Origin of the sequence: Psychrobacter sp. BF1 (assembly GCF_019279065.1) — a bacterium.
Taxonomy (GTDB): Bacteria; Pseudomonadota; Gammaproteobacteria; order Pseudomonadales; family Moraxellaceae; genus Psychrobacter; species Psychrobacter urativorans.
In genome coordinates this window covers 394307-407013 of the sequence record NZ_JAGYWV010000001.1, presented here as the reverse complement: position 1 = coordinate 407013, position 12707 = coordinate 394307, and the positions used below count along the sequence as shown (strand labels likewise).

Below are 12707 nucleotides of genomic sequence, written 5' to 3'. Positions count from 1 at the left end.
GCATTTAATGCTATTATGATAGCGCTAAAGTCATAACTAGCAATGGTTATTATACACCCTCACAGCTCAAAGCTAATCAATAGCTATGGTGATGATGATAGATTGAAAGTTTTATCAATTTACGTCATTATAAAGCAGTTTTTTATATCCAAACGGTGCGTTATCAGTGCAAAAACCCTATTCTACTCCGCCAAAATCAGCCAAAATGGTAATAAGCACTCTGCCCTCGCAACAGCGCGGTTTAGTGATTAGCAGCATTTTGTTGATTATTGTCATTGCCGGTATGGTGCTCTTTGCCCTCTACTTAGTCAAACTTGATCGCACTATTACTAAAAAGTTTGAAGGCAAGCGTTGGGATATCCCAGCCAAAGTGTACTCGCAGCCCCTTGAACTCTATCAAGGCGCTAACGTCGATAACGATACTATGAAGAGTTGGCTTGAGCTGCTAAATTATCGCAGCAATACAGCTTATGACCGTACTGGTAGCTATCATAAGTCGGGTAATAATTACTTTATTCATACTCGTGGCTTTAGTTACAGCGCTAATGACGTTGATAAAGAACAAGTTATCAAGATGACCATATCTGATAATAAAATCTCAGCCATTCAAAGCACTCAGCAGAATAAAACTGGTATTATCCGCCTAGAGCCAGTGAATATCGGTGGTATCTACCCTGATAATAACGAAGACCGCATGGTGGTCTCTTTAGAAGATGTGCCGCAACCACTTATTGATGCTTTAGTAGCGACTGAAGATCGTGGTTTTTATGAACATAAGGGCGTCTCTATACGGGGTATTGCGCGGGCATTCCTTAATAATTCCTCCGGCGGCGCTCGGCAAGGTGGCTCAACTATCACCCAACAGCTGATAAAGAACTTCTATCTCAACTCAGATCGCACTTTGAAGCGTAAAGCTAATGAAGCTTTGATGGCGGTATTATTAGAGTTACATTATACCAAGGACGAGATCCTACAAGCCTATCTAAATGAAATCTATTTAGGTCAGAATGGCAACCGTTCGATTAACGGTTTTGGTTTGGCCTCGCAGTTTTATTTTGATCAGCCTCTTAATGAGTTGCGGGTTGATCAACAGGCTTTATTAGTCGGTATGGCCAAAGGTCCTAGTGTTTATAACCCTCGTCGAAATCCTAACGATTCTAAAGCGCGCCGTAATACTGTGTTAAATAACATGCTGACTATTGGGGTGCTAAATCAACAAGAGTATGACGCTGCTATCAAGAAACCTTTAGGCGTGGTTGATAAGCCGGTAGAAGGTAAGAACCGTTTTCCTGACTTTTTAGATATCGTCAAACGCGAACTCAATGACGTTTACTATTCCGATGATCTAAAGAATGAGGGTTTGATTATTATCAGCACCCTCGACCCTATTGCTCAAATGGCCGCTGACAAAGCCGTCAGCAACAAACTTAGCGATTTGCGTCGCAATAGTAGCAAAACTAAAGACTTACAAAGTGCCTTAGTTAGTGCTAATCCTGAAACTGGTGAGCTAGTTGCCGTGGTAGGTAGTGGCAGCGAGTTTACTGGCTTTAATCGTGCTGTCGATGCCAAGCGTCAAGTCGGCTCGTTATTGAAACCGATAATTTATATGACCGCTTTAGAAAGTGGTCGCTATAACTTGGCAAGCTCTGTTGATGACTCTCCTATTACTGTCAACTTAAACGACGGCACTAATTGGAATCCAAAAAATTATGACAACCGTGATCATGGTTATGTCCCATTGACTACGGCTTTAGCCAAATCTTATAATCAAAGTGCGGTACGCTTAGGTATGGAATTTGGGCTAGATTCATTTGCCAAACAGCTACGACGCTTAGGAGTTGAAGAAAAAATCCCTCCTTACCCGTCAGCATTGTTAGGTTCTTTCAACCTTAGCCCGATGGATATGCTCGGTGTTTATCAAGTGTTTGCTACTGGTGGCTTTCGCACGCCTATTCATAGTATTCGTACGGTTGTCGATGATCGTGGACGTATTTTACAACGCACTGGGTTAAATACTCAGCGTAGCGTACCACCTGAAACCAACTATTTAGTTAATTATGCGCTACAACAAGTGGTTAAAGACGGTACTGCTAAGAGCATTCAGTCTCTAGGTAGTAACCTCAATCTAGCCGGAAAAACAGGAACCACTAATGACTTTCGTGATGCTTGGTTTGCTGGCTATAGTGGCAACTATGTGAGCGTAGTTTGGGTAGGTCGTGATGATAACAAGCCTATAGGTCTCAGTGGTGGTAGCGGTGCGCTACCGGTTTGGGTCGATTATATGAAGCGCTTAAAGTTGACGCCAGTGTCTATGGCTGAGCCTGAAGGTATTGAATGGTTATGGCTTGAAAACAACTCTGGTAAGCTCTCTAACGAGCGCTGTGCTAATGCCCGCTACTTACCGGTTCTCTCTGCTTATTTGCCAGAAGAAGCTAGCAGTTGTGCTCTTGACTTATATCAGCAAGATCGGGATCGTGAACAATCGCAGCTGGAGGGTGAACAAGACGCTATCAATCGCCAACGCCAGCGTGAAGGGTTATATACCCCTAATGGCGATGGAACACAACAAAATGATAATCAAGCAGATGGCGAAGGACAAAGAAACGCCGACACTTGGTATGATCGAGCCCTTGAGTGGTTCTAGTGCTTGACCCACTAGTAACTAATGACTCTAGCAGCTCATTAGTCTAGTAACTCATTAATCTAAGCAGCAGTCATAGAAAGTTATGACTGCTGTCTCTACACGTATTAAAATAAATATTTTATCAAAAATGTGGTGAGAAAAGGGTGTCAACATGGCAATATTTAAGCAATCAGCAGTGCCTATAGCTATAGAATATAACAAACCATCTATCCGCTTATCGGCTAAGGTCAGGCTGACTCAAATAATTATTGCTGAGACTACTACTGGCCACACTACAACTAATAAAGCCTTACTTTGGCAAACAAGATGCTCTAAAGGATTACTGTCCATAAGCGTATTGTGTGGCTGCTTGCTATTGAGTGCCTGTCAAACTGCGCCACTTTCGCCAGCAACGCCTTCCGTGACCCCTTCAGTGACTCCTTCAGTAAAAAGCCCCAATACCTCAGTGACAGTAGATTCTGAGTCTACAGTACAGCGCACTATAATTATCCCTAGCGCCGATGAGTTAGCACAAGCTGATAGTGACTACACTATTGATGAGGATAGCTACGCTAATGACGATTACTCTGACGATGGCTATTATAGTAATGACGACTACGCGGATGATGCTAACGACTATACTATAGAGCCGTACATACCACCTGCTGCTAGTAATACTACGCCTTCTACTCCAGCACCTCCTAATGCGGCTGTTAATCAGTCAATTAATCCACCAGTGTATGAGACCAACGCTGTGCCAAGTGCTACTGCACCTTCCAACCGTGATCCGGTCAGCTCAAGGCTACCGCCTCTGCCCTCACACAATGATCTATTAGAGCGTGCACGGCAAAATTCTCAACAGCAAACTCGTCAAGCGACTGCTAACAGTAGTAGCTTGCCGGCGTTTCGTAACTTGATGCAAGTTGGTATCAGTCAATTAAAAGCTGGGCAATTGACAGCAGCAGAGAGTAGCTTTACTCGTGCTCAACGTCTGGCCCCTAAATCTTCAGCGGTCTATTTCTATTTGGCACAAGTTGCCCTAAAGAAAAATCAGCCTCGTAAGGCAGAAGCTATGGCGCGTCGTGGTCTAGTCGTTTCTGAAGATGCCAGTCGTCGTCATGCTCTTTGGCAGATTATCCTAAAGTCTGGACAAGTGCAAAACAACACCCGAGTGATTAATGAGGCCAAACAAGCCTTGCGCTAACCACTAAGGTGCTAAGGCAAATACTTTACCTATTTTTATACTAATTTTAACTGAGGTTATCTTATGGCATGGCAACAACTACACTTACAATGTGAAAAAGCGAATGTTGATCTTGCTGAAGCGCTACTGCTAGAAGCAGGCGCTTTATCTATCGCTCTCGATGATGCTGGAGATCAGCCTTTGTTTGAGCCGCTTCCTGGTGAATCACCATTATGGGATGAGGTAATCTTAACGGGGCTATTTGACGCTAGTGCAGAGAATGGCAGTCGACAAGCCGTTGAACAACTAAGTCATGAGATTGCTGCAGAAGTTAATGCCAGTCGTATTTGGCTTACTGCTGTTGCCGACAAGGATTGGGAACGTGAGTGGATGAGCCATTATCATCCTATTGAATGCGCTAACGATCTATGGATTGTACCTAATTGGCTGACCCCACCTAAACCTGAAGCTACTAATATCATCATGGATCCGGGTCTAGCTTTTGGTACTGGCTATCATGCTACTACGCGTTTATGTCTAGATTGGCTGACTGAACAAGACTTAACCAATAAAGTAGTGATCGACTATGGTTGCGGTTCAGGTATCTTGGGAGTGGCTGCTTTGTTATTAGGAGCAAAGTATGTTTATGCCGTAGATATCGATCCACAAGCGGTACTTGCCACCAATCAAAACGCTGCTCGCAATAATGTTGAAGGTCAGCTACAAGCGTTTTTACCTGACGATTTCCGAGCCTTCTGTGCTGAGCAGCAAGTCAGTGCGGTTAATGTGATTGTGGCTAATATTTTGGCCAAGCCATTAATAAGCCTAGCTCCTTATTTTGCCACCCTAATTGCCGATAAAGGTCGAATCGTATTGGCAGGCTTGATTGAGTCGCAGACCCAACAAGTTAGTGACGCTTATAGCCCCTATTTTGCCTTAGATGCCAAGCATGCCTATACGGCACAAGAGGATCAACATTGGCAGCGCTTATCAGGGACTTTTACAGGCTAGCAACATCTGATTACATCTGTTACGATAGTTACTCAGCTAAAGTTTATAAATTTAACACTATAATCTGCCTATAAACTTTTTTTAGGGCAGATTACTAGAGATTCTGTCTTAGGGAGCAGCATTCGGTAAACCATACTATTGCTTTATCTTTTAGGATTCAATGACATGACCCCTTCGACTCAAACTCTCTGCCCGCATTGTCTTAGTGGTTATGACTTGCCAGCAGCAAAGTTAGACCAAGCGGCATATAGGAGTCATTGTAGTCACTGTCAGCAGATTTTTTTAGTTAATAAAGCCTTATTTGATACTAGTGTTTATAAAGCTTCTAAATACTGTAAAGCTTCTAAATATAATGGAGTCAGGGCTAACCAAATTAACTCTGCTGTTGATATGGTCAGGGGTATACAGGGTGTTACTGATGTTGATGTTGATACTGCTAAGCTAAATAGTATTAATAGCGCTAAATTTCATTCTGAATCGATAGAGCCAATTGACTCTATAGCTTGTCAGCACTCAGCAATTGATGATGGTGAGACTAATGTGTGGCAAACCCTGTTAGATGAGGCATTGAGTGAGGATATAGACAATGTTCACCCTTATCAGGCTACTGATAAAATCGCTGAACCCAGTGCGGTTACTCCTTTGCCAACTAGTAGAAACGCTATAGACTATTCTCAATCCATAGTCCAACAGTCTAGAAGTACTGCGCAAGCTCGTAGTCAACCTATAAAGGCAAATCCACACACACCTTTAGCTTCACTACTATGGTTAGTAGGTTGTCTGGTACTAGTGCTATTACTATTTGCACAATACGTTATTTTTAACTTAAACACTTTGATTAAAAACCCAGCTTATGCTGCAAGACTACAAGCCCTTTGCTCGGTAGCCATTTGTAGCTTGCCTAGTGCTAACTTAGCTATGTTTAGTATAACTAAGCAGTCTTATAGCAGCAGTCAAGTAAATACAGGCAATAATTTTAGTGATATAAAAGCAAATATAATCAATAAAAGTACATACAAACAGCTACTGCCTAGTTTAAAGGTGACTGTTTATGATAAAGCTGGCTTGCTTGGCGCTTTTATCGCTATGCCAGAGGATTATTTACTCAGTAACCAAAGCCAAATTGCGGGTAATAAGAGTAAATCATTAATGTTCACTATCCCAGTAGCGGTACAGAAAATTCAGCAAGTTACTATCGAGGCTATTTATTAGTTATTAGGTCGCTGATTGCTGCTTACCGACTATCAATAATAAGACCTTTTGCTTGTTACTGACTCTGTCATCTTATAACCCTATAGTTTATTATCAGTGTTACCTGCTGCTCATCTCAAGGATATTACTTTATGGCATCCCATGCACACAACTCTGACCATTTTGCTCATAGTGCTGATGCTACTACTGATCACAACTGCCCTAGTCAAACTATGGCCGCTATAATCTATGAGGATAGCAATAAATCCCTAGAGGCAACTAGCGCTATAGAAAGCGTAGTACCGCTACATATCCATGTAGAACATGCTGTGCGCCAGTATTTTAATGCTCTAGGCGATGAGCTCCCAACTGACTTATACGAGCTTATTTTGAGGCAAGTAGAATTACCGCTACTAACTGTAGTCCTTGAGCAAAGTCGTGGCAATCAGTCCAAATGCGCGCAAATTTTAGGTCTCAACCGTGGCACGTTACGCAAAAAACTAAAGACTTATGGCTTGATGGCATAGAGTGACTGTTTATAAATTGCTTATAGATTATTTATAAACGCTCATCCACTTTTGTATAAAGTGCTTAAATGTTTTATGATGCTTACTCGTTTTCCCTCGTTCTCCTTTGCCAGACACCGTGTCAGGCTTTTTTTATGGAAATTTGTCTTATGGGTACAACAGCACTTGCACTACTCTCGGTCTCTAACAAATCCGGTATTGTTGAATTTGCTCAAGGTCTAATCAAATCAGGCTTTGGCTTATTATCAACTGGTGGCACTTATCGCTTACTTAAAGAACACGATATCGCCGTTACTGAAGTGTCGGATTATACCGGCTTCCCTGAAATGATGGATGGGCGTGTTAAGACACTACATCCTAAAATTCACGGTGGTATTTTGGGTCGTCGTGGTGTCGATGATGAGATCATGAGCGCACATGCGATCGATCGTATTGATTTAGTAGTCGTTAATCTATACCCGTTTGCCGAGACTATTGCTCGCGCTGATGTGACTATGGATGAAGCTATCGAAAATATCGATATTGGTGGCCCAACTATGGTACGTGCAGCCGCGAAAAACCATGCTCATGTGGGTATTGTGACTGACCCTACTGACTATCAGCGAGTGCTTACTGCCCTAGGTGACGATACCAAATTGAGCGCTGAATTACGCTATGATTTGGCAGTAAAAGCCTTTGAACATACCGCTCAATACGATGGTATGATTGCCAACTTCTTAGGCTCTCGTGTTAATGAAACACAGCAACCAGAAGCCTTTGCGCGCACTTTTAATCTGCAGCTCAATAAAGTTCAAGACCTACGTTACGGCGAAAACCCTCATCAACAAGCCGCCTTTTATGTTGAGAGTCAATCAGCAGCTAGTCAAGCTTCCATCGCCACTGCTAAGCAGCTACAAGGTAAAGCGCTGTCGTATAACAATATTGCCGATACCGATGCTGCTCTTGAATGTGTCAAAGCGTTTAGCACCCCAGCTTGTGTCATCGTCAAACATGCTAACCCTTGTGGTGTCGCTATTAATAACGATCAAGTAGCGGCTTATCATACCGCTTTTAGTACGGATCCTGAGTCATCATTTGGTGGTATTATTGCGTTTAATACCCCATTGACGGTGGCTACTGCCAAAGCTATTATCGATAGTCAGTTTGTAGAAGTTATCATTGCCCCTAGTATTGAAGACGGTGTATTGCAAGTAACTGCTAGTAAGAAAAACGTCCGCGTACTAGTCTCAGGTGCGCTACCTACTCCAGCTGAGCGTCATGCGCAACTAGATTACAAGCGGGTAAATGGTGGTTTACTAGTACAGCAGCAAGACTTAGGTATTATCACTGCTAATGAGCTTAAAATTGTCACTGATATCCAGCCTACTGAGTCGCAAATTGCCGACTTACTATTTTCATGGACCGTGGCTAAGTATGTGAAGTCTAATGCTATTGTTTATGGCAAAAACCAGCGTACTATAGGCGTGGGTGCAGGACAGATGAGTCGCGTTAACTCAGCTCGTATCGCTGCTATCAAAGCTGAGCATGCTGGACTTGCTACTGCTGGTGCAGTCATGGCCTCAGATGCTTTCTTCCCCTTCCGTGATGGTATTGATAATGCGGCAGCAGTCGGCATTTCTGCGATTATTCAACCGGGCGGTTCTATGCGTGATGACGAGACTATCGCTGCTGCTAACGAGCACGGTATCGCTATGGTATTTACTGGCATGCGTCACTTCCGTCATTAAGCTGGCAGCAATAAGTTAGTAGTAAAAGCGTTTAGCTAGCTACCGCTTAAACCTTAAAACCAAAAAAGCCACTGCGTTAACGCAGTGGCTTTTTTATAGGCTTGAGTTAAGGTAGCGGCTGACTTAGCGGCTAGTAATCGCACTTATTAGCGACCTTGGGCACCAGACAAGTTACTTTCATTAACCTCAACTTTATACACTAAACGTAAATACTCTAGATAATCTTGTAGTTGATCTTGACCTAAATTATCACGAATGATGCGTGCTGTTTGTGCTTTCTCAAGCGCTGATAACTGCGCTTGTTGTTGAGTCTTAATCTTGTCACCGACAATCAAAGTAGCCCCTGTTTCGGTGATGCTGGCTAAGGTTACTACTCCGTTATCAGGTGCTTGCTTACTAAAAGCTAAACCACGTTCTTTTTCACTCAATAAGGTGGTTTGACGATTCACTTCACCTAAGAACTGAAAGCCTACAGCTTGCTTATTAATATCAGCTGTAGACTTGATGCCAGCTGCTGCTTTGTTAGCGTCTTCGAGTGCTAGAGCGCTGGCTTTTTGCTTGAGCAACGTCTGAGTAATACTCGGAGTAGCAGCAGCCAAGCTCATAGTCTTAGTAGGCCGATAATTAGTTGATTGTACCCATACTGTTCCGGTACCTATATCGATACTAGTAGTAACCGCTTGATCCTGAATAGTAAACTCATCAAAAGCTTGTTTAACTACTGCTGGTTGCGATAATACTGAGGTATTATTGTCTTTGCGATAATCTTTAATACGCTTTAAAGCAACCGCCTCTTGTTGAGCAATGTCTTCGATGCTTAAGCCATCAGCAGCCAAATCGTTAATCGCCATTACTTTATCAGCATAAACACTCTGACGCTTATAGTCTTGGGCTTTAGCAACTAGCTGAGGTCGTACACTCTGCATAGTAGGGACTTTACTACCACTATCTTTAGTCACTGTAAATATCTGATAACCAAAGCTGGTTTTGATTGGAGCACTGATACCACCAACGCTCAGGCCTTCTAAAGCTTTAGTTACTGCCTGTGCATCCTTACCGAATACTGCAGGGTTAAAGCGACCAATTGCTCCACCATCAGCGCCTGAGGGATCATCAGAGTCCTTTTTAGCAACTGCAGCAAAAGCTTCGCCTTTATCCAAACGCGACTTAATCTTAGTGGCACGATCTTTAGCGTTCTCGCCTGTAACTAAAATCTGACTTATCTCACGCTCATCAACAACTTCTAAACCTTGCTTATAAGCTTCGTACTGCTGCTTGATTTCTTCTTCAGTCACCGTATCAACAGGGATAGTAGCTGGATCTAATTGAATATAAGCCAAATCTACCACAGCGGCACTTTTTAGCGCCTCTTTATTACGGTCATAATAGCTTTGTATATCTGCTTTGCTCAGCTTTACTTGCTGTTGATAGTCTTGCCAATTGAAGCGATGTACCCACAAATTTCGTGACTCTAATTGCAAACCGATCAGCTGACTGACTGACTGCATAGGATAGATAGCGGTACCGACGATGCTAGCATTTAGCTGATCCAAACTTAACTGATTGCGGAACTCTGTAAACAATTGCTCCTTATTCATGCCGCGCTGACGCAAGAAGTTGGAAAACTGATCATTAGAGAACTCGCCATTGGCATCTAAGAATATCTGCTCTTGACGCAGCAGACGATTGATAGTGTCATCGGATACAGTCATCCCAAGCTTACCGGCTTGCTGTTCTAGCAAAGTGCGATCAACTAGACCTTTTAGAACTTGCTGATGCAGTACATCTTCATTGAGTAAGCTGGCATCATTCAATTGCTCTAAAATCTCAGAACGTCGGCTGTTCACAGCGCTTTGATACTCTGATAGCCCTATACTTGCATCACCCACTTGGGCGATTTGGTTGGGATCATTGGAGCCGCCAAAGTAGCTCTCAATCCCTAAAAGTGCGAGGGGCGATAGGCATAGGATCAATAAAATGCGACCAGGCCAACTTTTCAGAAAATCGCGCAATTTATCCATAATTATTTCTGCTTCTTAACCTATAGTGATGAGGACCATTGCAACAATAAATGCACTCTTGGCGGGCAACGGCATAGTGAGAAACGTCAGTATGCTATAAAGCAGTAACAAAATCTATGCCAGCGATACTAATGCGCCGACTATGATACGTGAATTTTAGTAGATACTCAAAATATTCATCTATTGTTAGCTAAAATTTATTAATAAAAAAAGCACCTCGATTAAGGTGCTTTTTTATACAAATTATTAGGATTATCAATAGTGGCGACTTAGTTCAAGCGCTCTTTTAGGTTTTTGCCAGCTTTAAAGCTTGGTACTTTACTAGCTGGAATAGCCAATTCTTCACCAGTCTTAGGATTACGGCCAGTGCGCGCTTTACGATCTTTCACGCTGAAAGTACCAAAACCTACTAATGAAATGCTATCGCCAGCTTCTAAAGCTTGGCCAACACTTTCCATAACCGCATTCAAAGCATCGCCAGCTTGAGTTTTATTTAGACCACTTTTTTCTGCAATGCTATCGATTAATTCTGACTTATTCATAAATTTTCCTTCAAGTTTAAGGGCTGTAATAAACGCTACCGCCAATTATTGTATCGCTCTCATGAAATATAAGCAATATAAACAATATGCGCAACGCCTATCTGTCGGTAACGAAGTATTAACGTCTTTATAGCAAGGCAGGCAAGGCAGTGCAAGCGATTTTACATTTTTTAATGGGCTCTACTACCTATTTAACACTTAAGGTTACGCAAAACTCCTGTAAACCGCTACTATCTGTCCTAGCAAATCAATAAGTTATCAATTAATGGGTTATTTGCTATGGATAAGGCCAGTAGTAGCAATACTCATACTGACTATAACCAACGCTGGTGGTCAGTTACTACTACCTTCTATCCATTTATTTTTTGGTAGCTATGCTAAATATTTAAGCATGGCCTCTGTTAGAGTCTTTATTATAGCCCTAATATAGGCTATTCCTTGGCGACACTAAGCTAAATAGGTTGAGCTGCGTTGAGATGCGTTGATCTTAGTATCGCCGCCAATAGTTATGGAAAATAGCTATTTTTGCAGCGTAGCATTTAAACAAACTTATAACAGGCCGTTACTAGCTAAAGCAACAATACACAAACTGACAGAGAGATACATTACTTTTTATTATGAAACCGTTATGATGAGCACTGTTGCACAGGGTGGGCTTTATTTCAACCTGCTTATCGGTTATTTTTAGTCAGCCAAAGACCATTTTATACCCTTAGTTATATATATTTGTTATATAGATTTTATTTTATAGAATCGATTTTACTAAGTTAACTATTTGGGCATTTAGCACTATCCTGGAATACTGTTTATAGCACTATTATTAACTGTTGCGTCTGCTTATCTCTATTTTGATTCGAGCAGTTACTGTTTATGATGCTATTGATGTACGGCTGCCTTATCTACCTTTAGCTTTTGTATTACTACTTTTTTAACCTGCTAAATTTAACGGATTATTCATATGAAGCGTTCTACGTTGTCTCACTCTCTTCTTAGTATTATCTTAGTCTTCATTGAGTCTGCACTGACGCTGCTATTACGTTTAGACTCTGATCTGCGCAAAGCCGCTTATCCCCTTGCTAAGCAAGGTACTGTGGTTTGTTTACGCTTGTACTTACCTCACGTTCAAGTTTTTGCGACTTTTAGTTATAAAGGGGTATTACTAGATGCTAACTTACCTGCTGAGCGTAGCGAACCAGACGTCATCATTAATGCCTATAGTGTCGAGCTTTTAAAAGCGCTAGCAACGCATGACAGCGCTACTACCGATAAGCTGCAAATGCGTGGTGAATCCGAAAAAGTACAGTTAGTGAGAGGATTCATTGCCCAAGTAGGCATGGGTGGCCTGATTCAGAGTTTATTAAAAAGATTTAAAGGCTCAGATAGCAAGAATAAGCCAAACACGGCGGACAAAGAAGAGAAAAATAATAACTATAAACTACGTATTGCTGAGCAACAAACTCAAATTAACACCCTCACTATCAAAAATCGCGAGCTTGAAGCCACAGTGAAAGAGCAACAAAGTAAACAGAAGACGGTCACTATTGCTGCAGTGGTTGCTACTATCATCGCTATTGGTGCCCTGATTGCTTTGCTTATCAATTAACACTGTGTGCAATCTTTTAGGTAACCAGTTAACCGATACTCTAATGGCTCCCTTATTGATCTAACTGCTTGATAAGGGAGTCAATTGAGCTAACTGGTCATCAAACGCCTAAAAACTACTTGCTATAGACTTATTTATTATTAGTCTTTAGCTGGTTTATTATCTTAGTTTAATAGTGTTTTTAGCAGAAAACAGTATTAATCCTACGATTACTTTTGTAAATAACAGTCATCTATCATGTTAATGATCAGCTACCATTTTAATCTTGACTAAATTAGT

The 12707-nt window shown here is 41.8% G+C and carries 9 protein-coding genes; 7 read left to right on the top strand and 2 right to left on the bottom strand.

Translation table 11 applies throughout. From position 1 onward, the window contains the following. Positions 1 to 205: 205 nt before the first annotated feature. The 6 genes from mrcB (at position 206) to purH (ending at position 8262) form a co-directional block, all read left to right on the top strand. The gene (gene mrcB, locus KZA12_RS01655; protein WP_256932795.1) at positions 206 to 2644 is read left to right on the top strand and encodes a penicillin-binding protein 1B; all 2439 of its coding nucleotides are present in this window, start codon (positions 206 to 208) and stop codon (positions 2642 to 2644) included. A 151-nt stretch (positions 2645 to 2795) separates the two neighbouring features. Next, entirely contained in the window at positions 2796 to 3827 is a 1032-nt protein-coding gene (locus tag KZA12_RS01650; RefSeq protein WP_218688980.1) for a tetratricopeptide repeat protein, read from the top strand. A 63-nt stretch (positions 3828 to 3890) separates the two neighbouring features. Next, positions 3891 to 4817 carry a 50S ribosomal protein L11 methyltransferase gene (gene prmA, locus KZA12_RS01645; RefSeq protein WP_218688979.1) on the top strand — a complete coding sequence of 309 codons (927 nt, stop codon included), beginning with the start codon at positions 3891 to 3893 and terminating at the stop codon, positions 4815 to 4817. A gap of 165 nt (positions 4818 to 4982) precedes the next feature. Next, the gene (locus KZA12_RS01640) at positions 4983 to 6029 is read left to right on the top strand and encodes a DUF3426 domain-containing protein (RefSeq protein ID WP_218688978.1); all 1047 of its coding nucleotides are present in this window, start codon (positions 4983 to 4985) and stop codon (positions 6027 to 6029) included. Positions 6030 to 6241: 212 nt separating this feature from the next. Next, positions 6242 to 6535, top strand: coding sequence for a helix-turn-helix domain-containing protein (locus KZA12_RS01635; RefSeq protein ID WP_227677159.1), 294 nt, complete (start codon positions 6242 to 6244; stop codon positions 6533 to 6535). 149 nt (positions 6536 to 6684) lie between these two features. After that, complete coding sequence (gene purH, locus KZA12_RS01630; protein WP_201622378.1) at positions 6685 to 8262, top strand: bifunctional phosphoribosylaminoimidazolecarboxamide formyltransferase/IMP cyclohydrolase; 1578 nt, start codon at positions 6685 to 6687, stop codon at positions 8260 to 8262. A 146-nt stretch (positions 8263 to 8408) separates the two neighbouring features. Here the strand turns inward: purH and KZA12_RS01625 are convergent, their stop codons facing one another. Together KZA12_RS01625 and KZA12_RS01620 are read right to left on the bottom strand one after the other, a co-directional pair. Further along, positions 8409 to 10283: a SurA N-terminal domain-containing protein gene (locus KZA12_RS01625; protein WP_218688977.1), complete on the bottom strand. Its 1875-nt coding sequence runs from the start codon at positions 10281 to 10283 to the stop codon at positions 8409 to 8411. Positions 10284 to 10552: 269 nt separating this feature from the next. After that, positions 10553 to 10825, bottom strand: coding sequence for an HU family DNA-binding protein (locus KZA12_RS01620; protein ID WP_201622288.1), 273 nt, complete (start codon positions 10823 to 10825; stop codon positions 10553 to 10555). A 958-nt stretch (positions 10826 to 11783) separates the two neighbouring features. On the opposite strand from KZA12_RS01620, the gene KZA12_RS01615 reads away from it, so the two are divergent. After that, entirely contained in the window at positions 11784 to 12428 is a 645-nt protein-coding gene (locus tag KZA12_RS01615; RefSeq protein WP_201622289.1) for a hypothetical protein, read from the top strand. Positions 12429 to 12707: the final 279 nt, after the last annotated feature.

Coding starts and splice junctions, on each gene's coding strand:
- KZA12_RS01650 (WP_218688980.1), top strand. CDS start 2,796: ATGGCAATATTTAAGCAATCAGCAGTGCCTATAGCTATAGAATATAAC.
- KZA12_RS01620 (WP_201622288.1), bottom strand. CDS start 10,825: ATGAATAAGTCAGAATTAATCGATAGCATTGCAGAAAAAAGTGGTCTA.
- KZA12_RS01640 (WP_218688978.1), top strand. CDS start 4,983: ATGACCCCTTCGACTCAAACTCTCTGCCCGCATTGTCTTAGTGGTTAT.
- mrcB (WP_256932795.1), top strand. CDS start 206: ATGGTAATAAGCACTCTGCCCTCGCAACAGCGCGGTTTAGTGATTAGC.
- KZA12_RS01635 (WP_227677159.1), top strand. CDS start 6,242: ATGGCCGCTATAATCTATGAGGATAGCAATAAATCCCTAGAGGCAACT.
- purH (WP_201622378.1), top strand. CDS start 6,685: ATGGGTACAACAGCACTTGCACTACTCTCGGTCTCTAACAAATCCGGT.
- prmA (WP_218688979.1), top strand. CDS start 3,891: ATGGCATGGCAACAACTACACTTACAATGTGAAAAAGCGAATGTTGAT.
- KZA12_RS01615 (WP_201622289.1), top strand. CDS start 11,784: ATGAAGCGTTCTACGTTGTCTCACTCTCTTCTTAGTATTATCTTAGTC.
- KZA12_RS01625 (WP_218688977.1), bottom strand. CDS start 10,283: ATGGATAAATTGCGCGATTTTCTGAAAAGTTGGCCTGGTCGCATTTTA.